The 26,055-nt window shown below is 62.6% G+C and carries 17 protein-coding genes; 10 read left to right on the top strand and 7 right to left on the bottom strand.

The annotated features are described in order from the left end of the window. Window positions 1-105 precede the first annotated feature (105 nt). Both ACSSVC_RS11940 and ACSSVC_RS11935 read left to right on the top strand, forming a co-directional pair. A complete protein-coding gene (locus ACSSVC_RS11940) occupies window positions 106-543 on the top strand; it encodes an LTXXQ domain protein (RefSeq protein ID WP_346632026.1) in 438 nt (145 codons plus the stop codon). 67 nt (window positions 544-610) lie between these two features. Then, the gene (locus ACSSVC_RS11935) at window positions 611-1,951 is read left to right on the top strand and encodes a sensor histidine kinase (RefSeq protein WP_404938695.1); all 1,341 of its coding nucleotides are present in this window, start codon (window positions 611-613) and stop codon (window positions 1,949-1,951) included. 81 nt (window positions 1,952-2,032) lie between these two features. On the opposite strand, the gene ACSSVC_RS11930 is transcribed toward ACSSVC_RS11935, so the two are convergent. Further along, window positions 2,033-2,599, bottom strand: coding sequence for a nitroreductase family protein (locus ACSSVC_RS11930; RefSeq protein WP_346632028.1), 567 nt, complete (start codon window positions 2,597-2,599; stop codon window positions 2,033-2,035). 122 nt (window positions 2,600-2,721) lie between these two features. Here ACSSVC_RS11930 and ACSSVC_RS11925 point away from each other — a divergent pair, with 122 nt between their 5' ends. Continuing rightward, complete coding sequence (locus tag ACSSVC_RS11925) at window positions 2,722-4,176, top strand: TrkH family potassium uptake protein (protein WP_346632029.1); 1,455 nt, start codon at window positions 2,722-2,724, stop codon at window positions 4,174-4,176. On the opposite strand, the gene ACSSVC_RS11920 is transcribed toward ACSSVC_RS11925, so the two are convergent. After that, on the bottom strand, window positions 4,133-5,194 hold the full coding sequence (locus ACSSVC_RS11920; RefSeq protein ID WP_404938693.1) for an AraC family transcriptional regulator: 1,062 nt from the start codon (window positions 5,192-5,194) through the stop codon (window positions 4,133-4,135). The genes ACSSVC_RS11925 and ACSSVC_RS11920 overlap by 44 nt on opposite strands. A gap of 159 nt (window positions 5,195-5,353) precedes the next feature. Between ACSSVC_RS11920 and ACSSVC_RS11915 the strand changes: the two genes are divergently transcribed. Next, window positions 5,354-5,665, top strand: coding sequence for an Mpo1-like protein (locus ACSSVC_RS11915; RefSeq protein WP_346632031.1), 312 nt, complete (start codon window positions 5,354-5,356; stop codon window positions 5,663-5,665). Between the two features lie 95 nt (window positions 5,666-5,760). Continuing rightward, a complete protein-coding gene (locus ACSSVC_RS11910; protein WP_492612321.1) occupies window positions 5,761-6,351 on the top strand; it encodes an HD domain-containing protein in 591 nt (196 codons plus the stop codon). 22 nt (window positions 6,352-6,373) lie between these two features. On the opposite strand, the gene ACSSVC_RS11905 is transcribed toward ACSSVC_RS11910, so the two are convergent. Beyond that, window positions 6,374-7,195, bottom strand: coding sequence for a UDP-2,3-diacylglucosamine diphosphatase (locus tag ACSSVC_RS11905; RefSeq protein ID WP_346632033.1), 822 nt, complete (start codon window positions 7,193-7,195; stop codon window positions 6,374-6,376). Between the two features lie 132 nt (window positions 7,196-7,327). On the opposite strand from ACSSVC_RS11905, the gene ACSSVC_RS11900 reads away from it, so the two are divergent. Together ACSSVC_RS11900 and ACSSVC_RS11895 are read left to right on the top strand one after the other, a co-directional pair. Then, complete coding sequence (locus ACSSVC_RS11900; RefSeq protein WP_346632034.1) at window positions 7,328-8,137, top strand: AraC family transcriptional regulator; 810 nt, start codon at window positions 7,328-7,330, stop codon at window positions 8,135-8,137. Window positions 8,138-8,367: 230 nt separating this feature from the next. Then, complete coding sequence (locus ACSSVC_RS11895) at window positions 8,368-9,261, top strand: DMT family transporter (RefSeq protein WP_346632035.1); 894 nt, start codon at window positions 8,368-8,370, stop codon at window positions 9,259-9,261. On the opposite strand, the gene ACSSVC_RS11890 is transcribed toward ACSSVC_RS11895, so the two are convergent. Continuing rightward, the gene (locus ACSSVC_RS11890; RefSeq protein WP_346632036.1) at window positions 9,255-9,542 is read right to left on the bottom strand and encodes an Rdx family protein; all 288 of its coding nucleotides are present in this window, start codon (window positions 9,540-9,542) and stop codon (window positions 9,255-9,257) included. The two genes, ACSSVC_RS11895 and ACSSVC_RS11890, sit on opposite strands and share 7 nt — an antisense overlap. Window positions 9,543-9,614: 72 nt before the next feature. Here ACSSVC_RS11890 and ACSSVC_RS11885 point away from each other — a divergent pair, with 72 nt between their 5' ends. After that, a complete protein-coding gene (locus ACSSVC_RS11885; protein ID WP_346632037.1) occupies window positions 9,615-11,804 on the top strand; it encodes a patatin-like phospholipase family protein in 2,190 nt (729 codons plus the stop codon). 97 nt (window positions 11,805-11,901) lie between these two features. Here the strand turns inward: ACSSVC_RS11885 and ACSSVC_RS11880 are convergent, their stop codons facing one another. Both ACSSVC_RS11880 and recQ read right to left on the bottom strand, forming a co-directional pair. Beyond that, entirely contained in the window at window positions 11,902-12,336 is a 435-nt protein-coding gene (locus ACSSVC_RS11880) for a MarR family transcriptional regulator (RefSeq protein ID WP_102864082.1), read from the bottom strand. Window positions 12,337-12,455: 119 nt separating this feature from the next. Beyond that, the gene (recQ, locus tag ACSSVC_RS11875) at window positions 12,456-14,582 is read right to left on the bottom strand and encodes a DNA helicase RecQ (protein ID WP_346632038.1); all 2,127 of its coding nucleotides are present in this window, start codon (window positions 14,580-14,582) and stop codon (window positions 12,456-12,458) included. Window positions 14,583-14,857: 275 nt separating this feature from the next. On the opposite strand from recQ, the gene ACSSVC_RS11870 reads away from it, so the two are divergent. Both ACSSVC_RS11870 and ACSSVC_RS11865 read left to right on the top strand, forming a co-directional pair. Further along, window positions 14,858-15,445, top strand: a complete 588-nt coding sequence (locus ACSSVC_RS11870; protein WP_041116614.1) for a UPF0149 family protein — start codon at window positions 14,858-14,860, stop codon at window positions 15,443-15,445. Window positions 15,446-15,455: 10 nt separating this feature from the next. Then, window positions 15,456-15,851, top strand: coding sequence for a YbaN family protein (locus ACSSVC_RS11865; protein WP_123723905.1), 396 nt, complete (start codon window positions 15,456-15,458; stop codon window positions 15,849-15,851). A gap of 52 nt (window positions 15,852-15,903) precedes the next feature. Here the strand turns inward: ACSSVC_RS11865 and ACSSVC_RS11860 are convergent, their stop codons facing one another. After that, a complete protein-coding gene (locus ACSSVC_RS11860; RefSeq protein WP_492612320.1) occupies window positions 15,904-25,971 on the bottom strand; it encodes a retention module-containing protein in 10,068 nt (3,355 codons plus the stop codon). Between the last annotated feature and the right edge of the window lie 84 nt (window positions 25,972-26,055).

Below are 26,055 nucleotides of genomic sequence, written 5' to 3'. Positions count from 1 at the left end.
TACCTTCTTTACCCAAGCTTTACCCTCCGCTGACTGCCGCTGACCTTGATCTGGGTAACCTGAACTCATCCGGAACTTACCGGGAATGAGACAAGGAGACACACCATGCGCAAGACCCTGATCGCCCTGATGTTTGCCGCCGCCCTGCCAACCGTGGCCATGGCCATGCCTGAAGGCAACGGCCCGATGGGCCCGATGGACGGCCCTCGGCACAGCGAACACATGCGCGGCAAAGGCCCCTTCAGCCAAATGGATCTGAGCCGTGAACAACGCCAGCAGATCGGCAAGCTGATGGGCGAGCAAATGCACGACCGCAAGGCAGTGGTGGAAAAGTATCTGGAGAAACTCTCGCCGGCCGACCAGAAAGCCATGAAGGATGAACTGGACGCCAAACACCAGAAGACCCAGGCCGATATCCGCGCCTTGCTCAAACCCGAGCAGCAGAAGGAATTCGACGCCATTATCAAGAAACAAGAGGAACGTCGCGCCGAATGGGCTCAGTTCAAGGCCTGGAAAGCGCAACAACCGCAAAAAGCGCAATAATGCGTTAGCGTTCACCCTATAGCCCAGTGGCCTCCCCCCACTGGGCTTTCGCGTTCGAGGAGTTCCTGTGCGTTCATTGTTCTGGCGCATCCTGGCCAGTTTCTGGCTGGCCATCACCCTGGTTGCAGGCCTGTCGATCCTGCTTGGGCACATGCTCAACCAGGACGCCTGGATTCTCAGTCGCCACCCAGGCCTCAACAGCCTCGCCGAGGAGTGGACGCAAACCTACGAGACCCAGGGCGAAGATGCTGCCCAGGACATCCTCCAGCAGCGCAAGCGCCAATACCATATTGACGTCCAGGTACTCAACGAGAGTGGCGACCCGGTGGTCCGCGGGACCTTCCCGCGCCGCGCCGCCGCCTTCGAAGCCCGGCAGAACAACGATGACCGCCACCTGCCCTGGCGCCGCCTGACAGCGGAATACACCAGCCCGAAAACCAGCGACACCTACCTGTTCATCTACCGCATCCCCCATCCGGAACTGGACGCCTGGCATCGCGACAGCCTGACCTGGCCCCTCAGCGCCTTGGCCATTGCCTTGGTGGTACTGACCCTGTTCAGCCTGCTGGTGACCCTGTCCATCACCCGTCCCTTGAGTCGCCTGCGCGGCGCGGTACACGACCTGGGCCAGGCCACTTATCAGCAGAACAGCCTGGCGCGTCTGGCCAATCGCCGTGACGAATTTGGCGTGCTGGCCCGAGACTTCAACCGCATGGGTTCACGCCTGCAGAGCCTGATCGGCAGCCAGCGGCAACTGCTCAGGGATGTCTCCCACGAACTGCGCTCGCCCCTGGCGCGCCTGCGTATCGCCCTGGCATTGGCGGAGCGCGCCGCCCCGCAAGAGCGGGAGAGACTCTGGCCGCGGTTGACCCGGGAATGCGATCGCCTGGAGGCACTGATCAGCGAGATCCTGGTGCTGGCCCGGGTCGATGCGGACAACGCCAGCGCCGAAGAAGTCGACCTCAACGCCTTGCTGCTGGCCCTGCAAAAAGACGCGCAACTGGCCTGCCCCGAGCAGCAGGTGCAGATCGATGCCCAACCGCAACTGAGCCTGCGGGGCTGGCCGACCATGCTCGAACGGGCGATGGATAACCTGCTGCGCAACGCCCAGCGCTTCAATCCTGCCGGGCAACCGATCGAAGTCACGGCCCTGCGCCATGGCGAAAAGCTCCAGATCAGCGTGCGCGACCATGGCCCCGGCGTGGAAGCCGAACACCTGCGACAACTGGGAGAGCCGTTCTTCCGCGCACCAGGACAGAGCGCTCCGGGCCATGGCCTGGGGCTGGCCATCGCCCGCCGCGCAGCGGAACGCCACGGCGGCAGCCTGCTACTGGACAACCATCCTCAGGGCGGATTCATCGCCACGCTGGAGCTGCCCCAGGTCCCGGGGGCCGTGGTGCAGGCTTGAATGCAACGCGGGCAAGCCGCTGCTGCGAGGTTCGACAGCAGCGGGCTTGCCCGCGAGGGACTTAGCGTTCGAAGGGGAAAATCAGGCCCTGGCCGTCCAGGCACTGACGAACTCGGCGATGTCGACTTTCGGTGCGACCCGCGGTTCGTTCAGCGGCGTGCCCAGGTAAAGGAAGGCGATGATCTCTTCGCCGTCCGCCAGGCCCAGCCCCTTGGCCACGTGGGGCGAATAGGACAACTCGCCAGTGCGCCATACCGCGCCGATACCCTGGGCATAGGCCGCCAGCAGAATACCGTGGGCAGCACAACCCGCCGCCAGCAGCTGCTCGCTCTTGGGCACCTTGAAGTGCTCCTGCAAGCAAGCGACCACCACAACCACCAGTGGCGCACGCAGAGGCATGGCGCGAGCCTTGTCCAAGGCTGCCTGGGTCACGTCGCCGCCTTGCAGTTGCACCGCCTCCACCAGCAACTCGCCCAACTGGTCACGGGCTTGCCCCTCGACAGTGAGAAAGCGCCAAGGGCGCAGTTGCCCGTGATCCGGCGCCCGCAAGGCGGCAGCGAACAGTGCTTCGCGTTGCTGCGCAGTGGGGGCTGGCTCCACCAGGCGCGGCACGGAAACACGGTTGAGCAAAGCGTCGAGAGCCTCCATCGGCCACCTCCTGAAAAAAATGTCCGGCTATTCTAGCGGTATCTGCCAGCCGGGTGCCGGTTTACATGCCCTGCACCCTAGGTAGAATGGGCGCCCTTCTCATACCAGCCCGAGCGGAACACATGGCGTTGCCGACCTTAAGGATCATTGGTTTCATCATCGGCATCTTCCTCATCACCCTGGCCATCGCCATGGTGGTGCCGATGGCGACACTGGTGATCTTCGAACGCACCGGCGACCTGCCGTCTTTCCTCTGGGCCAGCATGATCACCTTCATCGCCGGCCTGGCCCTGGTGATTCCCGGCCGTCCCGAACATATTCACCTGCGCCCGCGGGACATGTACCTGCTGACGGTCTCCAGCTGGGTGGTGGTGTGTATCTTTGCCGCCCTGCCGTTCCTGCTGACCCAGCACATCAGCTACACCGACTCTTTCTTCGAAAGCATGTCAGGCATCACCGCCACCGGAGCCACCGTGCTCAGCGGCCTGGACAGCATGTCCCCGGGCATCCTGATCTGGCGTTCGATGCTGCACTGGCTGGGGGGCATCGGCTTTATCGGCATGGCGGTGGCGATCCTGCCGTTGCTGCGCATCGGTGGCATGCGCCTGTTTCAGACCGAGTCTTCGGACCGCTCGGAAAAGGTCATGCCGCGCTCGCACATGGTGGCGCGCCTGATTGTCGCCAGCTACGTCGGCATCACCATCTGCGGCAGCCTGGCCTTCTGGTGGGCCGGGATGAGCATCTTCGACGCCATCAACCACGCCATGTCGGCGATCTCCACCGGTGGTTTCTCCACCTCCGACGAGTCCCTGGCTCACTGGAAACAACCGGCGGTGCACTGGGTGGCGGTGGTGGTGATGATCCTCGGCAGCCTGCCCTTCGCCCTCTATGTGGCGACCCTGCGGGGCAACCGTCGGGCGCTGATCAAGGATCAGCAGGTCCAGGGATTGCTGGGCATGCTGCTGGTGACCTGGCTGGTGCTCGGCACCTGGTACTGGTGGACCACCGACCTGCACTGGCTGGATGCCCTGCGCCACGTCGCGCTGAACGTGACCTCGGTGGTCACCACCACCGGATTCGCCCTGGGTGACTACAGCCTGTGGGGCAACTTCTCGCTGATGCTGTTCTTCTACCTGGGGTTCGTAGGCGGCTGTTCGGGATCGACTGCCGGCGGGATCAAGATTTTCCGCTTCCAGGTCGCCTATATCCTGCTCAAGGCCAACCTCAATCAGTTGATCCATCCCCGGGCGGTGATCAAGCAGAAGTACAACGGCCATCGCCTGGACGAAGAAATCGTCCGTTCGATCCTGACCTTCTCGTTCTTCTTCGCCATCACCATCTGCATGATCGCCCTCGCCCTGTCGCTGCTGGGCCTGGACTGGATGACCGCCCTGACCGGCGCTGCCAGCACCGTATCCGGGGTGGGTCCGGGCCTGGGAGAAACCATTGGCCCGGCGGGCAACTTCTCCACCCTGCCCGACGCCGCCAAGTGGATCCTGTCCCTGGGCATGCTCCTGGGCCGGCTGGAAATCATCACGGTGTTCGTGCTGTGCATTCCGGCGTTCTGGCGTCATTGATCGAACCCGGCAACGCCAGCAACCGCGCCCGGTACTCACCGGGCGTGACATCGAACCAGCGGCGGAACGCACGGAAAAAATTGCTCGGATCGGCAAACCCCAGCAGGTAGGCAATCTCCAGCAAGGTCATGCGTGGCTGCGCCAGGTACTGCTCGGCCAGCTCGCGGCGGGTGTCATCGAGCAGGGTCTGGAAGCTGGTGCCCTCCTCCTGCAAGCGGCGTTGCAATGTACGCTGGGACAAGTGCAGGGTCTGCGCCACCATCTCGCGCTTGGGCTCGCCCTGCGGCAGCAGACGGCACAGCACTTGCCGTGCCTTGTGGGTCACCCGGCTCTCGGAGAAACGCGCCAGGTATTCGCCGGCAAAGCGATCGTGCAACAAAGCCATGGCCTCGTTGGCAGTAGGCAGGGGCGCTTCCATGTCGGCTCGCTCGAAAATCAGCGCATCAAAGGGCGCAGCGAACACCAGCGGCGCATGGAACATGTCTTTGTATGGCTGCACATCCTGCGGTTGCGGCCCTTGCAACAGCACTTTGCGCGGCTGCAGGGCGCGCCCTGTCAACCAGCCACACAAGGCCAGGGCGCAGGCCAGCGAGGCCTCGGAGCTTTGCCGGGTGGGGGGCAGATGATCGCCATGCACCGTCAGGATCAGCGCATACCCCTCAGGTAAAAGACGGAAACTCAGGTCAGCACTTTCGGCAATGATCCGTTGATAACGCACCAGGCGCTGAAAACCCTCGGCCAGGGTGCGACTCGACATCAGTGCATAACCGGCCACATGGAAGGACGCCGGGCGAACCACCTTGCCCATGTTCAGGCCAATCGCCGGGTTGCCGGACAACTCGACAGCCCGCTGCCAGAGCCGCGTCATCGAATCCTGGGTGAAACGCGCGTCGGGGTCGTCGAGGGCGCCATAGTCGAGCCCCAACTGCTTGAACAAAGCGCGGCAATCCAGGCCGTCCATCTCCAGGGCCTTGACTATTCCCAAGGCCCAGCTTGCAGAAGTCGTTCGTTCGCTCATGAGGATTTCTTACATGATGAGCCGCATGCTACGGCCAATTTTCCAAGGATACTAAAGTGGCGCCTATTGTCACTGGCCAGCGCCGCCAAGGACTCTAGACTCAAATAAGCTCCCCGCAGAACATCCGCTCACAGAACAACAAGCACAGAGATCGCGGCCATGGAAAACATCCGACAGTTCAATAGCTTCGCCGAGTTCTACCCCTATTACCTGAGTGAACACAGCGACAGCACCTGCCGTCGCCTGCACTTCATCGGCACCAGTCTGGTGATCTTTCTCCTGGCCTTGGCCATCGGCAAAGGCGCCTGGCTGCTACTGCTGGCCTTGCCGGTTGCCGGTTATGGCTTTGCCTGGGTCGGGCATTTCTTCTTCGAGAAAAATCGTCCGGCCACCTTCCAGCATCCGCTGTACAGCCTGCTGGGGGACTTCGTCATGTACCGCGACATGATTCTCGGCAAGGTCCCCTTCTAGGCCCGGCCGGACAACAAGCCGTCCCGCACAGCCACTGCGGTGGCGGGACGCAGGCATACGCTCCAGTCCAGCCCATAACAACAAGAGTCCGGCCGATGAATGTTCACGCGCGCTTCACCCACATGCAGGACGGCACCCAGGAAGACTGGTCGATCATCGCTGCGGATTTCACTGCCTACGCCAAACAACTGCCAGCGCGGATCATCACTCACCTGCAATTGCTGGAGGGCGACTTCGGCGGTTTTCCGGTGGACCGCCTGACCCATTCGCTGCAGACCGCCAGCCGTGCCTGGCATGACGGACGCGATGAGGAGTACGTGATCTGTGCCCTGCTCCATGACATCGGCGACACCCTGGGTTCCTACAACCACCCGGATATCGCCGCGGCCATACTCAAGCCCTTTGTCAGCCCGGAAAACCTGTGGATGGTGGAGAAGCATGGAATCTTCCAGGGTTACTACTTCTTTCATCACCTGGGCATGGACCGCCATCTGCGGGACCAATTCCGCGAACATCCGCTGTACCAGCGCACCGCCGAATTCTGCGCCAAGTACGATGCGGCAGCCTTTGATCCCAACTATGAAAGCCTGCCCCTGAGCTTCTTCGAACCCATGTTGCAACGGCTGTTCGCCCAGCCCCGAACGTCGCTGTACAAGGCCGCGATGGAGCAGTCCAGCCCCACCTGAAGCCTTATCGACAAGCTATCGCTCAGGCCGGCTCCGCCAACTTCATGCGCTCAGCCTTGAGCTGGGCTTCCCGGGCCTGGGCCTCGGCCAGGCGATAGAGCTCGATACTGCCGTCCCAGTGCTCGATCAAAGCCGTGCAGGACTCCACCCAGTCACCGCAGTTGAGGTAATCCACCTCCCCCACCTTGCGGATTTCGGCATGGTGAATGTGGCCACAAACCACCCCGTGCAACTCGCGCTTGACGCACTCGTGGGCAATGGCCTCCTCGAAGTCGCTGATAAAGCTCACCGCAGTCTTGACCTTGTGCTTGAGGTAGGCCGACAGCGACCAGTAACCGTAGCCATAGCGCGCTCGCCAATGATTGAGCCAACGATTGAGGGTCAGGGTGAACTCGTAGGCCGAGTCGCCAAGAAAGGCCAGCCAGCGGTGATATCGCGTGATGACGTCGAACTGGTCACCGTGGATCACCAGCAGATGGCGGCCGTCAGCGGTGACGTGCACGGCTTCGTCCACCAGTTGGATATTGCCCAAAATCAGCTTGGAGTAACGACGCAGGAATTCATCGTGATTGCCGGTGACGTAGATCACCTCGGTGCCGCGCTTGCTCATGGTCAGCAAGCGGCGGATCACATTGGTATGGGCCTGGGGCCAGTACATGCCGCCCCGCAGCTTCCAACCATCGATGATGTCGCCAACCAGGTAGATACGGTCGGCCTGATACCCCTTGAGAAACTGCGCCAGGTGTTCCGCCTGGCAATCCCGGGTGCCCAGATGCACATCGGAAATCCATAAGGTCCGTACCCGTTGCTTGCGGCTGGGTTTGGCGAGTTCGACATGGGTCATGGACGCTCTCCGGGATTTTTTGCGAGCTTGCGCCTCAGCGATTAATAGCCCATGACAAAAATGCGGCAGTGCGATGACAGCGCGAACCCTCCGACCGCCGGTGTAGACTGCGGGTCTGCCAAGGAGACCGTGATGGGATCTATCCTCACCCTGCGCCACTACAGCCACGACCTGATCGCCCACAGCCACGAGCATGCGCAACTGGTGTTCGGCCTTTGCGGCCAGCTCGATTTCGAAGTCGAGGGCCAGGGCAGCCAGGTCCAGCAACAGAGCTTCGTGGTGGTACCGGCCGGTGCCCGGCATGTCTGCGGCAGCCCCAGCGGAAGCCATTGCCTGGTGTTGGACATACCCGGTGAACACTGGGTGCAACAATCTTTGGGCGAACATGCCGAGGCCAGCCGGCGTTTGCTCGATGCCCCCCGACATCGGGTCCTGGGGCCGAGCCAGAGCCGCCTGGTCAACTGGCTGGCGGACAGCCCGGTGGACGACCCCTTGATTGCCCAGCAAGGCGCAGTCCTGCTGCTGGCCAGCCTCAACCATAGCGCCGACAGCCAGCCTGGCGAGCGCCGCCTGCCCTATGCCGCCCTGAATGCCCACATCGATCGTCACGCCGCCCACCCCTTGCAGGTGGCCGACCTGGCCCGTATCGCCGGGCTGTCCGCTGCCCGTCTGCATGCACGGTTCATCGCCGAGTGCGGGGCCAGCCCCATGGAGTATGTGCGGCGCCGGCGCCTGCACATGGCCCTGGAACTGTTGCGCGGATCAGCCTTGCCCATGGGCGAAATAGCCAGTCGCGTGGGTTACAGCTCCCAGAGTGCCTTTGCCGCGGCGATACTGCGCCAGTACGGCCACTCGCCGCGCCAACTGCGTCAAGGGGCAGACGCTAATCCCTCGACAAAAAACGCCAGGATCGCGACAGACCAACAGGTCGTCCGCCCGTAGACTGAGCCCGTTGCCGCCTAAGGCTCTGTACGAAAAGTTTTGAGACGAAGCTCAGGCAAGGCGAAAACGGTCGAGGAACGGCCGGGGTCGCGTTCGACTTTACGGGTTGTAAATGAGCATTCCGATCGGACTCGCGCACGAGACCGTTTTCAACGCAGCATCACCGAGTATCAAGGCTTTTCGTACAAAGCCTAAGGCCATTACTGCCCGTCTTGTGGCTAAGGATAGAGATGACTCCGCGTACCGCCCTTGGCGCCCTGCATATCGGCGCCCTGATGTTCGGCCTCACCGGCGTGTTCGGTAAGCTGGCCGCCGCTTCGCCTGCCGTTATCGTGTTCGGTCGCGCCGCCTTTGCCGTACTCGCCCTGGGCGTCTTCGCCCGTCTGGCCAGCAACACCCCCTGGCAGAAACTCGTCGCTACCGATTGGCGGCGCCTGCTGCTCAGCGGCCTGCTGCTGGCCGGCCACTGGGTGAGCTTCTTCGTCGCGGTAAAAGTTGCCGGGGTGGCCATTGCCACCCTGGGCTTCGCCAGCTTCCCGGCCTTCACGGTGATTCTCGAGGGCCTGATCTTCCGCGAGAGAATCCGCTTCAACGAGATTCTGCTGGTGATCCTGGTGAGCATCGGCCTGGTGCTGGTGACCCCGGACTTCGATCTGGCCAGCCAGGCCACCACCGGCTTGCTCTGGGCCGTGGGGTCGGGCCTGCTGTTCGCCCTGCTGTCACTGAACAACCGCGCCAGCTCCGGACGTATTCCAGCGGTGCAGGCAGCCCTCTGCCAGAACGTGGTGGTAGCCCTGTGCCTGTTACCGGTGGCGGCACCGGAGCTTGGCCAGGTCCGGGCCATGGACTGGCTGTGGATCAGTCTGCTGGGGATCTTCTGCACCGGTCTGGCCCACAGCCTGTTTGTCGCCAGCCTGGCAGTGATCAAGGCACGCACCGCGGCGGTGGTCTTCGCCCTGGAGCCTGTCTATGGGATTACCGTGGCCTGGCTGCTGTTCGGCGAGAATCCGACGCTGCGCATGCTGATGGGCGGGGCCTTGATCATTGTGGCGATCGTGGTGTCGAGCCGACTGTCCGCCGGCTCAGGCAACAAGACCGCGCAGGCGCCGGCCGGCTCTCACTGACGACGATCGTTGTGCCCCAGGTCGCGCTCCGGATCGATCTGATCGCGGACCCGTTGCTTCAGTACCTTGGCCTCGGGAAAACCGCCATCGGCCTTGCGCTCCCAGATCTGCACGCCATCACAGGTGATGCGGAACGTGCCACCGGTAGCAGGCTCCAGGGACACTTTGCCCAGGTCATCGCTGAACGTGCTCAACAACTCCTGGGCCAGCCAGGCAGCTCGCAACAGCCACTGGCATTGGGTGCAATAGGTGATGATCACTTCGGGTTTACGTTCAGTCATGGTACGGCCGACTCCTGAGTTCAAGGGCGTCGCTATAATAGCCGGCTTTATCGCCCGTCCCCGAGAACCACGATGCGCCGCCTGCTGTCCTGCCTGTTCCTCTGCCTGCTGCCCCTGCTTGCTCAATCCAGTGAAGCGCCGCGACCGAAAATCGGTCTGGTGTTGTCGGGAGGCGCCGCCCGCGGCCTGGCGCATGTCGGCGTACTCAAGGCCCTGGAGGAGCAAGGCATCCGCATTGACGCCATTGCCGGTACCAGCATGGGCGCAGTGATCGGCGGACTCTATGCCTCGGGCTACAAGATCGACGAGCTGGAAAAACTGGCCCTGAACATCGACTGGAGGCAGGCGCTGTCCGACGCCCCGCCCCGGGAAGACGTGCCCTTCCGGCGCAAGCAGGACGATCGGGATTTCCTGGTCAAACAGAAACTCAGCTTCCGTGACGACGGCAGCCTGGGCCTGCCCTTGGGGGTGATCCAGGGCCAGAACCTGGCGTTGCTCCTGGAAAGCAAGCTGGCGCACGCCAGCGATACCCGGGATTTCGACAAGCTGCCGATCCCCTTCCGGGCCGTGGCCACGGACATCGCCAGTGGCGAGAAAGTGGTGTTCCGCAAGGGCCATCTGCCCCAGGTGATCCGCGCCAGTATGTCGATCCCGGCGGTCTTCGCGCCGGTGGAACTCGATGGCCGGCTGCTGGTGGACGGCGGCATGACCGACAACATTCCTCTGGATGTGGCCCGGGACATGGGGGTCGACATCGCCATCGTGGTGGACATCGGCACGCCGCTGCGCTCACGCAAGCAACTCAACACCGTGGTGGATGTGCTCAACCAGTCCATCACCCTGATGACCCGGCGCAACTCCGAGGTGCAACTGGCGGCGCTGCACAAGGACGACGTACTGATCCAGCCAGCGCTGTCGAGCTTCGGCGTCACCGACTTCGGCCGTGCCCAGGAGGTGATCGACGCCGGTTATCGCGCCACCCGCATCCTCGATGCCCGCCTGGCACGCCTGCGCCCGGCCCATCCGCTGGATGCAGAGCTGACCGCCGCGCGCCAGCCCAGCCAGCGCACGCCGATCATCAGCGCGATCAAGGTGGAGAACGACTCCAAGGTCAGCGATGACGTGATCCGCTACTACATCCGCCAGCACATCGGTGAACCGCTGGACCTGGGCCGCCTGGAAACCGACATGGGCACCCTGTACGGCCTGGACTTCTTCGAACAGGTGCAATACCGCGTGGTGCACAAAGGCCAGGACAACACCCTGGTGATCAGCGCTCGGGGCAAGCGCAGCGGCACTGACTACTTGCGCCTGGGCCTGAACCTCTCCGATGACATGCGCGGCGACAGCGCCTTCAACATCGGCGCCAGCTATCGCATGAACGGTATCAACAGCCTCGGCGCGGAATGGCTGACCCGGGTGCAGATCGGCGACCAGCAGGAAATCTACAGCGAGTTCTATCAACCCTTGGATGCCGGTTCACGCTACTTCATTGCGCCGTTTATCGCGGCCGAAGCGCAGAATGTCGAGGCGGTGCTGGATAACGACCCGATCGCCGAATACCGCCTGGAGCGCTACGGCCTGGGCCTCAATCTGGGGCGGCAGATCGGCAACAGCGGCGAAGTACGTTTCGGTGTAGGAGAGGCCTGGGGCAAGGCCGATGTACGGATCGGCGACCACAACCTGCCCAGCGAGAACTTCAATGAGGGTTACTACCAGTTGCAGTACTCCTTCGACTCCCTGGACAACGTCTACTTCCCCCACTCCGGTGAAGACATCGGCCTGACCCTGCGCCAGTTCGAACCGAGCCTGGGTTCGGACAATCGCTACCGACAGTGGGAGTTCAAGCTCGACAAGGCCTTGAGCAGCGGCCCCAATACCTTCGTCCTGGGGGGGCGCTATGGCCGGACCCTGGACAACGCCGATGTCGTGACCTCCAGTTTCCTCCTGGGGGGTGCACGGCAGTTGTCCGGTTTCCGTCAGGACGCCTTGTCCGGGCAGAACATCACCCTGGCCCGCGCCGTGTACTTTCGCCGACTCACACCGCGCTCCTACCTGCCACTGGATTTCCCGCTTTACCTGGGCGGCTCACTGGAGCGCGGTCGGGTGTGGAACAACGACAACGCCTTCGACAGCGGTTATATCAATGCCGCGAGCATCTTCCTGGGCTTCGACACGCCGCTGGGGCCATTGAACTTCAGCTACGGCTTCAACGACGACAACCAGAAGGCCTTGTCGCTGAACCTTGGCCAGACCTTCTGACAGGCGCAAAAATGCCGCACCGGACGGCGCAATCAGCAGAATTCAGGGGGACGCGAAGACAGAACGAACCGGGGTCAGGCAACCCCGGCTGAAGGCATCAAGACTTTTCCAGATTAGCCAGGATGCGCCCATGAACGCGCATGCAGACCCGCAGGTCTTCATCGTCGACGCCAATGAACAACTCATGGCGCAAGGCAGTGGCGATGGTCTCGATCTGCTCGATCAAGGGCCGCGCGGAAGGACAGAGGACGATCTTCTTCGCCCGGCGATCTTCCACCACCGATTGGCGCTGAACCAGGCCCTGGGTTTCCAGGCTATCCAGCAGCCGAGCCAGGGTTGGCCCTTCTACGCCAACGCTTTGCGCCAGCTCCCGCTGGGTTGGCGCGTCTTCGAAACGGGCCAGGTGCAGCAGCACCAGCCAACGGGCCTGGGACAGGCCAAGCCCGGCCAGGCGGCGGTCCAGTTCGGCACGCCAGCCGCGAGACATATGCGCCAGCTGCATACCAAAACGGTGTTCATCGGTTAACGGCATAAAACACTCATGATCAGACTGAAAATGAAGAAAAACTAATTATTAGTCAGCTAAGCATGACCCTTGCCCGGAGGCAAGGCCTGTAAGGGACTGAATCGTTACAACATTGACGCACCCCTTCACATTTCAAACTCCGACTGCAGCGCGGCACGCACGCAATACAAAACGCCTTCGGGCACTCGTCCGGCGAACACTTCGCTGATCTCGGCCACGGGCGGCAGTTCGCCCTCGCCGTCGAGGAACGCGTCCTGGATTTCCCCCAGCAGGTCCTCCGGAAGATCCAGCGCCTGGTCCAGGGACAGTTGCTGCTTGCCAATGGCCTCGGCCAGCAAGGTATAGACGTTCTTTTCCGTGCACTGCAGTTGCCCGGCGATCTGCACCGGGGTCATCCCGGCACGGGCCAGGGTAATCAGCTCGTGGCGGATATCGGCGACCACTTTCGGCGCCTCGACACCGCCCCCCAGCACTTCGAGGAACGCCGCGCCATAACGCTCCAGCTTGCGCGCGCCGACACCGCTGACCTCGGCCATTTCCGCCATGGAGCCGGGTTGGCTACGGAGCATCTCCAGCAAGGTCGAGTCGGGGAAAATGACGTAGGGCGGCACCCCATGCTCTTCCGCCAGCTTGCGCCGCAGGGCTCGCAGCGCCTCCCATTGCTCGCGCTCCTCACCGCGTACCAGTTGGCTGGCCTGGCTGGTGCTGCTCTTCGGAGTGCTTTGCGGCTTGAGATCGCGTCGCAGCTCCAGGGTTACCTCACCCTTGAGCAAGGGCCGGCACGTGTCGCTCAGGCGCAGACCGCCGTAACCTTCCAGGTCGATGTCCGCCAGCCCGCGAGCCACCAGTTGGCGGAACAGAGAGCGCCACTCGCCTTCGCTGCGGGCCTTGCCGACCCCGAATACCGACAAGTGCTGATGACCGAAGCTGCGGACCTTTTCCGTATCCTTGCCCAGCAACACGTCCACCAGATGACCGACGCCATAACGCTGACCGGTGCGATAGATGGCCGACAGTGCCTGGCGCGCCGGCTCAGTGGCGTCCCAGGTTTGCACGCCATCGACGCAGTTGTCGCAATGACCGCAAGGCTGGGGCATGTCCTCATCGAAATAGGCCAGCAACGTTTGGCGCCGGCAACGGGTTTCCTCGCACAGGGCCAGCATCGCATCGAGTTTGTGCTGTTCAAGACGCTTGTGGCGTTCGTCGCCTTCGGAGTTCTGCAGCATCTGCTTGAGCATCAGCACGTCTTGCAGTCCATAGGCCATCCAGGCGTCCGCGGGCAGGCCATCACGGCCGGCACGACCGGTTTCCTGGTAGTACGCCTCCAGAGACTTGGGCAGGTCCATGTGGGCCACAAACCGCACGTTGGGTTTGTCGATGCCCATGCCGAAGGCGATGGTCGCCACCATGATCAGGCCTTCCTCATTGAGGAAGCGTTTCTGGTGATAGGCGCGCAATTCGTTGGGCAGGCCGGCGTGATACGGCAGCGCGGTGAAGCCCTGCTCACAGAGGAAGGCCGCCACTTCGTCGACCTTCTTGCGCGACAGGCAATAGACGATCCCGGCATCGCTGCGCCGCTCGTTGAGGAAGGCCTGCAACTGCTTGCGCGGCTGTTCCTTGGGCACGATGCGATAGAAGATGTTGGGTCGGTCGAAGCTGGAAAGAAAACGCTCGGCGTCCTGCAAGTGCAGGCGATTGACGATCTCTTCCCGGGTACGCTTGTCGGCGGTGGCAGTCAGGGCAATGCGCGGCACGTTCGGGAACATTTCCGCCAACTGACCCAGCTGCAGGTATTCGGGACGGAAGTCATGCCCCCACTGGGACACGCAGTGAGCTTCGTCGATGGCGAACAGAGCAATATCAAGGTTCTGCAGGAACGCCAGCATACGCGGCTGGACCAGGCGCTCCGGGGCCAGGTAGAGCATTTTCACCTCGCCGCGACGAATGCGCGCCGCCAGGTCACGCTGCTGCTCGGCGCTCAGGGTCGAGTTCAAGGCTGCAGCCGCAACACCGAGTTCCTCAAGGGTGGCCACCTGATCGTCCATCAGCGCGATCAACGGCGAGACCACCACCGCCAGGCCTTCGCGAAGCAGGGCCGGAACCTGGAAACACAGCGACTTGCCACCGCCGGTGGGCATCAGTACCAAGGCATCACCGCCGCTGGCCACGCGCTCAATGATCGCACCTTGGCGACCACGGAAACTGTCGTAGCCGAAGATGTCCTTGAGGACGCGTTGAGCCTGTTCGAGCATGAAAAACTCCAAAAATCGCCGATTTCCCTGGGTGCAGACTGGCCGAAAAGCCGGCGCGGTTCACCGACAAATGCGTTAGCGGACTTGTCCGCACTTGCTGCCGGGCCTGCAGGGCATCACAAAACGCGCGAGTATACCCGAGCCCTTCCCGGCAGAGGGCGCCGACAATGGACCGCTGGTAACCTTTAGAACCGCTCAAATCTGCCCCGTGGCTGGCTTGAGCGCTCAAGAAAGCCTAGAATTCAGCATCGTTTATTCCCCAAGGTAGCCCGTCAATGTCCTTCGCTGAGCAACTAACCCGCCTGCAAGTCTTCCTCGACGCAGATGATCTGCACGACGAGGCGCTGGACTACGTGGCCGCTCACGGCTACCTGACCGCGCTGTCAATCTGCTCGGAAAGCGTTCCTGATCGTGAATGGATCGACGCCCTGTTCGCCGAAGAGCCGCATTACCGCGACGACGCCGAGCGCGAAGCCATCGAGTCCACCCTGCTGGCCCTCAAGGCGCACATCGCGCGCCAACTGGCCTCCGACGAAGAGTTCGAACTGCCTTGCGAACTCGACCTGGGCGACGACCCGGACGACTCCGACCTGCGCGGCTGGTGCATCGGCTTCATGGAAGGCGTGTTCCTGCGGGAAGCGGCCTGGTTCGAAACCGCAGAGGAAGAAGTCAGCGAGATGCTGCTGCCGATCATGGTGGGTTCCGGCCTGTTCGACGAGCAGCCGGAGTTCTCCGACATCGCCAGCGATGCCAACCTGATGGACGACATGATCGTGCAGATCCCCGAAGCCCTGACCGCGTTGTACCTGCTGTGCAACGCCCCCGACGAAAAGCCGGCGCTGCTCAAGCCTCGCCACCACTGAGTCGGCGCCTATGGCCAAGCCCATAGGCCAACGCCCCCTGGTATTGCGTTACGTTCTGCTGGCCATCGGCTGGCTGAGCGTAGCGCTGGGGGTACTCGGCATCTTCCTTCCGGTATTGCCCACCACCCCTTTCCTGCTGCTGGCGGCCGCCTGTTTCGCCCGTAGCTCTCCGCGCTTCTACCAATGGCTGGTACAACACCCGCGCCTGGGCCCGTGGATCCGCGACTACCTGGATGGCAATGGCATTCCGCTCAAGGGCAAGGTGTATGCGATCGGCCTGATGTGGCTGAGCATTGGGCTCTCGTGCTACCTGGTGCCACTGCCCTGGGCCCGAGGCTTCATGCTGACCAGCGCCGTGCTGGTCAGCATTTACATCCTGCGCCAGAAAACCTTGCAGCGCCCCTGAGCTACCCCTGCAGCCGCTGCCTGGGCAGCGGCCTCAAGGACCATGACGACCATCAGACGGTATCCACCTTCAGCGAGTGATCGTTGAGCATGCCGTTGATGATGGTGGCCGTGTCCGCCCCTCCGGCAATCACCCCGCCCGCCCCCGGCGTGACTCCGTAATGGCTGGCCAGGTCGACTCCCGCCAGGTCAATGGTCTGGGTCGGCGTCGCCCCCGCCACCGCGCTGACATCAATGCTGGTGACCAGGGTTGCGCCACTGCCGGTGACCTTGAAGTGCAGGTAGTCATCCAGGGAAGCGGAAGTCGCATTCTCCCCCTGCAACAGCTGGGACAGGTCCAGCTTGTCGGTGCCCGGCGTAAAGTCGGTCACCACATCGTGCCCATTGTTGCCCTGCAGCCACTGGAAGGTATCGCTGCCACTGCCTCCGGTCAGGGTGTTGTTGCCCATTCCGCCGATCAGCAGGTCATCGCCACCACCGCCATTGAGCACATCGTTCCCAAGGCCGCCGGTAATGACGTTGGCGTTGCCATCACCGGTCAAGGTGTCGTTGTAGTTGGAACCCACCAGGTTCTCGATGCCGGTCAGGGTGTCGGTGCCCGCGCCCAGGGTGTTCTGCGCCCCTACCAGGCCGAGGCTGACCGTCACCGCCGCTGTGGCATGGGCGTAACTGGCGGTATCGATACCCGCGCCGCCATCCAGCAGGTCATTGCCCGGCCCGCTGAACAGCAGATCATTGCCGTTGCCGCCATACAGGGAGTTGTTGCCCGCGCCCGCGGTCAGCACATCGTTGCCATCGCCGCCATTGAGGATGTTGTCGCCACTGCCCGCCACCAGCACATCGTCACCGGAAGTACCGGTCAGGGTGTGTCCATCCTGGTAGGAGATGCTCACCGCCGCCACATCGCTGCCACCATGGCTGTCACTGGCGGTGTAGGTACCGTGGTAATCCGGGGTGACATTCTGCGCCCCGGAGTAATTCACGGTCATGGTCAGCTGGTAGCCTTCCGCGGCCGTGGTGTTGCTGCCGCTGGTGTTGGTGATGTTGACGATATGGATCTGGTAAGGCCCGTCCGCCGCCGCCGTGAAAGTGCCGCCATCGGCGATCGCCGTATAGGCACCGCCGTTGAAGGCGTACTCCATGGTGACGTGGCCGGCTACCAGGTTGTGATCCAGATTCAGGGTTTCCCCCTGCTTGAGATTGACGGTGATCACATCCTCATCGTTGGCATTGGTGTTGGTGACGGCTCCCAGGTAACCGCTGACCAGCACCACCGCGGTCATGGTGGCGGCGTTGGCATTGAACGAGGCGCGATCGATGGTGATGGCCTGGTTGGCGCCATTGTTGCCATTCCCGGCAAAACCGATGGTCTGCTGGCTGGCCGCCGTGAACTCCGCACCCCTGGCAGCCCAGCCGGTGTTGAAGGTGGTGGGCGCCGCGTTCAGAGGATCGCCATTGGCGTCGCTGTCGTTGGCCAGCAGCACATCCCCGGGAATCGCCACACTGCTGGACAGCACGTTGGTGATGACGTGGTCATCCCCGGCGACCGGAGGCGCATTGGGATTGACCTTGACCACCAGAGTCGAGCTCGCCAGATCACCGTCGTTGTCGCTCACCGAATAGCCGAAGGTCTCGGTGATCACCGAGCCTGTGACCTTCTGCGAGCTGTAGCTGAAGTCCCCGGTATCGAGGTTCACCACCAGGGTGCCGCCATTGCTGGTGGCAATGCTCACGCTGTTGTTGACGGTATTGAAGGTGCCGTTGTTGGTAGTGCCGCTGAAGGTCAGCGAACCCTGGTTGCTGTTGCCTTTGGGGTCGTAGGTGTAGGTACCGCCATCCACCACGATCGACTTGATGAACCCACCGTCGGCGCCAAAGCTGCCGCCATCCCCCAACAGGCTGCCGGTGACCGGATAGCCCTGCACCGTGCCGGCCAGCACCGAATTGAGCTGGTTCAGGTCGGTGACCACCACCGCATTGGTGTTGACGTGGGTACTGCCGTCATAGGCCAGCGGATCGAGGTTGGCATTGCTGACTCCAGTGCCCAGGCCGATCGCATAGTTCTTGATGCCATTGGCATCGAGGAAGGCTTTCCAGGCCGTCTCGTCCGCGGTGCCGATTTCCTGGCCCGAGGTCGGTGCGCCATCGGAGAAGAAGTAACCGACATTCTGCGCGCCACTGAGCTGGCCACTGGTGACAAAGGCCAGCTTCGCCGCCGCCACCGCCGCGTCGTAGTTGGTCCCGCCGCCTGCCACTAATGTGGCGACAATCGCCTTGGCCGTGGCCACGTCTACCCATACCGGAGTCCGGTCGGTAGCGGTGCTGCTGAAGGTGACGAGCTGGACTTTGACATCCCCCATGTTGTCGTACTTGTCGAGCAAGGCGCTGATGGCCTGCTTGGCCAGGTCCAGCCGCGTCAGCCCGGAGACACCGGAAGGATCAGCCATGCTGCCGGACACATCGATCACCAGCAGCAGGTTGGAATCTACCTCTACCGCTGTCACCGAGCGCTCGCTGGCCACCGCCTTGGGCACATCATCGACAATGCTCACCAGGATGCTGCCGGTGGTGCTGTTGCCCAGGGCATCGGTGGCCTTGTAGGTGAAGCTCTCGCTCAGGGTATTGGCGCCATCGTTGGCGTTGGGGGTGGTTTTCGGCGCCGACGTCAGGGTGTAGGTATAGGTGCCATTGGGGTTGAGCAGAATCTGCCCGTAACTGCCCGTTGCACTGCCCACCAGGCTGAAGGTGATGCCTCCGGAGCCGCCGGTGACCGATCCCACCAGGGTGCCGTTGGCGGTTTCCGCGGTGGAACCCGGATCGCTGCCGGTCACGGTGCCGGCGGCCAGGTCCTGGCCATCCTTATTCAGGTCCAGGGCTTTCTCATAGACAGTGACGTCCTGATCGGTCACCGCCTTGAGGCCGCTGTCGGTGACATTGATGGTCAGGGTGGTGGTGCTCTCATCACCATCGCTGTCGCGGATGGTGTAGGTGAAAACATCACTGGCTCCGGGCGGGCTCACCGAGTTCGGATTGCTGTGGTACACCGCGTTGCCGGCGGCATCCAGGGTCAGGGTGCCGTAGGTACCGGCGATGCTGCTGCCCAGCCCACCGATGGCCGAAGTGGCGGTATTGCTGCCGGCACGTACGCCGACCACCGCGCCCCCCACAGCTGCGCCATCGGCGCCCAGCACATCATTGCCCAGCACACTGACATTGATGGTGGCGCCTTCCATCCCGCTGGCAGTGTCCGCCACCGCGCCGGGCAGGTCGTCGACGATGTTGACGTCGATCACCCCGGACGCCGTACTGCCGTCGCCGTCGGTGGCCACCACATTGAAGTGTTCGGCAATGCTGTTGGCGCCCAGCGCCGTTGGATGGGCCTCGTTGTCCAGCAGGGTGTAGCTGTAACTGACCACGCCGGTAACGGCGTTGTAACCGGTGATGGTCAGGGTATTGCCCAGCGCCGTCGTTGCCGATTGCGGGAAGCCCGCGGCCACACCGCCACTGACCACATTGATGCCGCCCACGGTCAAGGTTTGCAGGCCGTCCAGGGCGGTCACCGTGAAGGTGCCACTCTGAGTCAGGGCCGGGGTATTGGGGCTGCTGCCATCGCTGAGGTTCTTCTCATAGACCGTCAACTCGCCACCGTTGACGTTAAGGCCGTTCAGGACCACCGGGTCGTCATTGTTATGGATCTGCAACACCAGATTGGCCGTGCTCGGGTCACCATCGGAATCGGTCAGGGTATAGGCAAAGGTTTCTGTGCCGTTGCCATTGCCGTGCAAGGCTTTGAAGTCGGCATCCGAGGTGTTCAGCGTGTAGGTGTAGGAACCGTTGGCATTGAGCACCAGGGTACCGTAGGTGCCAGTGAACGTACCCGCGGTGACTGGGCCGGAAACCACCCGATCCGCGCCTTGTACATCGTTGGTCAAGACGTTGCCAGTCAGGGTCAGTTGGCTCTCCGAGGCCGTGCCGGGGTTACTGTCGTTGACTGCGGTGGGCAGGTCATCCACCACGTTCACATCCAATGACCCCGTGGCGCTGCTGCCATCGGTATCGGTAGCCACCACATTGAAGTGCTCGCTGAGGCTGTTGGCGCCGTTGGCGGTCGGGTGGGCGTCATTGCCGTTGAGGGTGTAGCTGTAGCTGATGACTCCGGTGCCGGCGTTGTAACCGGTGATGGTCAGAGTGTTGCCCAGCGCCGTCGTTGCCGATTGCGGGAAGCCCGCGGCCACACCACCGCTGACCACATTGATGCCGCCCACGGTCAAGCTTTGCACGCCATCCACAGCCGTCACGGTAAACGTGCCGCTCTGGGTCAGGGCCGGGGTATTCGGGCTGCTGCCGGTGGTCAGGTCTTTCTCGTAGACGGTGAGTTCGCCACCGTTGACGTCCAAGCCGTTCAAGGTCACCGGGTCGTCATTGTTATGGATCTGCAGCACCAGATTGGCCGTGCTGGGGTCGCCATCGGAGTCGGTGAGCGTGTAGGCAAAGGTTTCTGTGCCGTTGCCATTGCCGTGCAAGGCTTTGAAGTCGGCATCCGAGGTGTTCAGCGTGTAGGTGTAGGAACCGTTGGCGTTGAGCACCAGGGTGCCGTAGGTGCCGGTAAACGTACCCGCAGTCACTGGCCCGCTGGGTACTCGGTCAGCCCCTTGAGTATCGTTGGTCAGCACGTTGCCCGTCAGGGTGAGTTGGCTCTCAGAGGCCGTACCCGGATTGCTGTCGTTGACCGCCGTGGGCAGGTCATCCACCACATTCACATCCAGAGTCCCGGTGGCACTGCTGCCATCGGTATCGGTAGCCACCACATTGAAGTGTTCGCTGAGGCTGTTGGCGCCGTTGGCGCTCGGATGGGCGTCATTGCCGTTGAGGGTGTAGCTGTAGCTGATAACCCCGGTGCCGGCGTTGTAGCCGGTGATGGTCAAGGTGTTGCCCAGGGCGGTGGTGACGCTTTGCGGGAAGCCCGCCGCGACGCCGCCGCTGACCACATTGATGCCGCCCACAGTCAGGGTTTGCAAACCGTCCAGCGCGGTCACGGTAAACGTGCCGCTTTGGGTCAGAGCCGGAGTATCCGGGCTGCTGCCGGTGGTCAGGTTCTTCTCGTAGACGGTAAGTTCGCCACCGTTGACGTCCAAGCCGTTCAAGGTCACCGGGTCATCATTGTTGTGGATCTGCAGCACCAGATTCGCTGTGCTGGGGTCGCCATCGGAATCGGTGAGCGTGTAGGCAAAGGTTTCTGTGCCATTGCCATTGCCGTGCAAGGCTTTGAAGTCGGCATCCGAGGTGTTCAGCGTATAGGTGTAGGAACCGTTGGCATTGAGCACCAGGGTGCCGTAGGTGCCGGTAAAGGTTCCGGCAGTCACTGGCCCGCTGGGCACTCGGTCAGCCCCTTGAGTATCGTTGGTCAGCACATTGCCGGTCAGGGTCAGCTGGCTCTCCGAGGCCGTGCCGGGGTTACTGTCGTTGACTGCGGTGGGTAGGTCATCCACCACATTCACATCCAGAGTCCCGGTGGCGCTACTGCCATCGGTATCAGTGGCCACTACGTTGAAGTGTTCGCTGAGGCTGTTGGCGCCGTTGGCGCTCGGATGGGCATCGTTACCGTTGAGGGTGTAGCTGTAGCTGACGACCCCGGTGCCGGCGTTGTAGCCGGTGATGGTCAGGGTATTGCCCAGCGCCGTCGTCGCCGATTGCGGGAAGCCCGCGGCCACACCGCCAGTGACCACATTGATGCCGCCCACGGTCAGGGTTTGCACGCCATCCACAGCCGTTACGGTAAACGTGCCGCTCTGGGTCAGGGCCGGGGTATCCGGGCTGCTGCCGGTGGTCAGGTTTTTCTCATAGACGGTGAGTTCGCCACCGTTGACGTCCAAGCCGTTCAAGGTCACCGGATCGTCGTTGTTGTGGATCTGCAGCACCAGATTGGCCGTGCTCGGGTCACCATCGGAATCGGTCAGGGTATAGGCAAAGGTTTCTGTGCCGTTGCCATTGCCATGCAGGGCTTTGAAGTCGGCATCCGAGGTGTTCAGCGTATAGGTATAGGAACCGTTGGCGTTGAGCACCAAGGTGCCGTAGGTGCCAGTGAACGTACCCGCGGTGACTGGGCCGGAAACCACCCGGTCCGCGCCTTGCACATCATTGGTCAAGACGTTGCCAGTCAGGGTCAGTTGGCTCTCCGAAGCCGTGCCCGGATTGCTGTCATTGACTGCGGTGGGCAGGTCATCCACCACGTTCACATCCAATGAGCCGGTGGCGCTACTGCCATCGGTATCGGTGGCCACTACGTTGAAGTGTTCGCTGAGGCTGTTGGCGCCGTTGGCAGTCGGATGGGCGTCATTGCCGTTGAGGGTGTAGCTGTAGCTGATGACCCCGGTGCCGGCGTTGTAGCCAGTGATAGTCAGGGTATTGCCCAGCGCCGTCGTTGCCGATTGCGGGAAGCCCGCGGCCACACCACCACTGACCACATTGATGCCGCCCACAGTCAGGGTTTGCAAACCGTCCAGCGCGGTCACGGTAAACGTGCCGCTCTGGGTCAACGCCGGAGTATCCGGGCCGCTGCCGGTGGTCAGGTTTTTCTCGTAGACGGTAAGTTCGCCACCGTTGACGTCCAAGCCGTTCAAGGTCACTGGGTCGTCATTGTTGTGGACCTGCAGCACCAGATTCGCTGTGCTGGGGTCGCCATCGGAATCGGTGAGCGTGTAGGCGAAGGTTTCTGTGCCATTGCCATTGCCATGCAGGGCTTTGAAGTCGGTATCCGAGGTGTTCAGCGTATAGGTATAGGACCCGTTGGCGTTGAGCACCAGGGTGCCGTAGGTGCCGGTAAACGTACCCGCGGTGACTGGGCCGGAAACCACCCGGTCCGCGCCTTGCACATCATTGGTCAAGACGTTGCCGGTCAGGGTCAACAGGCTTTCCGAGGCCGTGCTGGAGTTGCTGTCGTTGACCGCCGAGGGCAAATCATCCACCACGTTGACATCCAGGGAGCCGCTGGCGCTGCTGCCATCCACATCGCTGACCACTACATTGAAGTGCTCGCTGAGGCTGTTGGCGCCATTGGCACTTGGATGGGCATCGTTGCCATTGAGGGTGTAGCTGTAACTGACGACCCCGGTGCCGGCGTTGTAGCCGGTAATCGTCAGGGTGTTGCCCAGGGCGGTGGTGATGCTTTGCGGGAAGCCCGCCGCCACTCCGCCGGCAACCACGCTGATACCGCCGACGCTCAAACTCTGCACACCGTCCAAAGCCGTCACGGTGAAGCTCCCGCTCTGGGTCAGGGCCGGAGTATCCGGGCTGCTGCCAGTGGTCAGGTTCTTCTCATAGACGGTGAGCTCGCCACCGTTGACGTCCAGGCCATTCAAGGTCACCGGGTCGTCGTTGTTGTGCACCTGCAGCACCAGGTTCGCGGTGCTGGGGTCGCCATCGGCGTCGGTCAGGGTGTAGGTGAAGGTTTCGCTGCCGCTGCCCCCGCCCTTGAGCGCCAGGAAAGCCGGATCACTGGTGTGCACGCTGTAGGTGTAACTACCGTCCGCCGCCAGCACCAGGGTGCCGTAGGTGCCAGTGAAGGTGCCGGCAGTGATGGGGCCGGAAGCCACCCGATCGGCGCCCTGCACATCATTGGCCAGCACATTGCCGCTCAGGGTCAATTGGCTTTCCGAGGCGGTGCCCGCGTTGCTGTCATTGACCGCTGTCGGCACATCGTCCACCACGTTGACGTCCAGGGAGCCGCTGGCGTTGCTGCCGTCCACATCAGTGGCCAGCACACTGAAATGCTCGCTGAGGCTATTGGCGCCATTGGCCGTCGGATGGGCGTCGTTGCCGTTGAGGGTGTAGCTGTAGCTGACCACCCCGGTGCCGGCGTCATAACCGGTGACGGTCAAGGTGTTGCCCAGCCCAGTGGCGATGGATTGCGGGAACCCCGCAATCACCCCGCCGCTGATCACGCTGATGCCCCCCACGTTCAAGCTCTGCAGACCATCAAGGGCGGTCACCGTGAAACTGCCGCTCTGAGTCAAGGCCGGGGTATCCGGACTGCTGCCGGTGGTCAGGTTCTTCTCATAGACAGTGAGCTCGCCGCCGTTGACTTCGAGGCCGTTCAAGGTCACCGGATCGTCGTTGTTATGCACCTGCAGCACCAGGTTCGCCGTGCTGGGGTCGCCATCGGCGTCGGTCAGGGTGTAGGCGAAAGTTTCAGTGCCATTGCCGCCACCGCCCAGCGCCAGGAACGCCGGATCGGTGGGGTGCAGGGTATAGGTGTAGGAACCATCCGCCGCCAGCACCAGGGTGCCGTAGGTGCCAGTGAAGGTGCCTGCGGTAATGGGGCCGGAAGCCACCCGATCCGCGCCTTGCACATCATTGGTCAAGACGTTGCCACTCAGGGTCAACAGGCTTTCCGAGGCCGTGCTGGAGTTGCTGTCGCTGACCGCCGTGGGCAGGTCGTCCACCACGTTCACATCCAGTGAGCCGCTGGCACTGCTGCCATCCACATCAGTGGCCACTACATTGAAATGCTCGCTGAGGCTGTTGGCGCCGTTGGCGCTCGGATGGGCATCGTTGCCATTGAGGGTGTAGCTGTAACTGACCTCTCCGGTGGCCAGGTTGAAGCCGGTAATCGTCAGGGTATTGCCCAGGCCGGTGGTGATCGACTGCGGCACGGCGCTGGCACTGCCGCCGCTGACCAGGGTGATGCCGCCCACGGTCAGGGTTTGCAGACCGTCCAGGGCGGTCACCGTGAAGGTGCCACTCTGGGTCAGGGCCGGGGTATCCGGACTGCTGCCGGTGGTCAGGTTCTTCTCGTAGACGCTGAGCTCGCCCCCCTGGACTTCCAGGCCTCGCAGCAGCACCGGATCATCATTGTTGTGCACCTGCAGCACCAGGTTGGCGGTGCTGGCGTCGCCATCGGCGTCGGTCAGGGTGTAGGCAAAGGTTTCAGTGCCGTTGCCGCCGCCCTTGAGCGCCAGGAAGGCCGGATCAGTGGGGTGAACGGTGTAGGTGTAACTACCATCGGCCGCCAGCACCAGGGTGCCGTAGGTGCCAGTGAAGGTGCCGGCGGTTATGGGGCCGGAAGCCACCCGATCGGCGCCCTGCACATCATTGATCAGTACATTGCCGCTCAGGGTCAGTTGGCTTTCCGAGGCAGTGCCCGCGTTGCTGTCATTGACCGCTGTCGGCACATCGTCGGTGATATTGACGTCAAGGGAGTTGCTGGCCGAGTCACCGTTGCTATCGCTGGCGACCACACTGAAGTGCTCGCTCAGGCTGTTGGTGCCATCGCCCGCGGAATGCAGGTCATTGCCATTGAGGGTGTAGCTGTAGCTGACCACCCCGGTGGCCGCGTTGAAGCCGGTGATGGTCAGGGTATTGCCCAGGCCGGTGGCAATGGATTGCGGAAAGGCCGCCGCCACGCCGCCGCTGACCACATTGATGCCACCGACATTAAGGCTGAACAGCCCATCCGGGGCCGAGACACTGAAGGTGCCACTCTGGGTCAAGGCCGCCGGGTTGCTTGCCGAGCCCTGCTCCAGGTTGGCTTCATTGACCGTCAGCTCGCCGCCCTCCACCGAGAGCCCGCTCAGGCTCACCGGGTTATTGGGTGTCGCGCCATTGAGCTGCACCAGGCCATCGAGGCGTTCAGGGACAAACTCGGGAATGCCGTTGAAGCCGGCTGTCGGAAAGCCGATCACCGGCTCGACCCGGCCCCCGACCTCTTCCAGCAGGACGAAGCTGTGACCGCCGCCCTGAGCACCTGGAGCGCCACCGGTACCGGTGGGCCCCGCCGCCGTGGCTTCGGCGTTTTGGGTCGGGTCATCACCGGCGGCAATGGCCTTTTGCAGTTGTTCCACATCGCTCAGTTGCGCATCAGTGGGCGCCGGCACTTCGGGGGTATCGACATGGGTGGCCTGATGGTCGAGCAGTTGCGCCGTCAGTTGCTGACTGCTGTCGCGGCCCAGGGTCAGGTCCTGGCCATTTTGCAGATGCACCGCCACCGCGCCTTCGGCTCCAGTGACCAACTGCTCACCGACAAACAGCCGGTCCCCTTCCACCAGGGCCCGGCGGGCGCCATCCGCCGCTACCGCATAAACCTGCCCGATCACCTGGGTCACAATGCCGATTAACGTTGCCATGTGCACTCCTCCGATGCCGAGAACAATCGGCATCCGCTTGCTAGCGGCAGTGCAGACGGCGTTGACCCGTGGTTGAACAGACCC

It is taken from the genome of Pseudomonas sp. E1BtOHC1, assembly GCF_058744285.1.
Note: the sequence above shows the minus strand (reverse complement) of the source record. Positions and strands in the feature narration are given on the sequence as shown.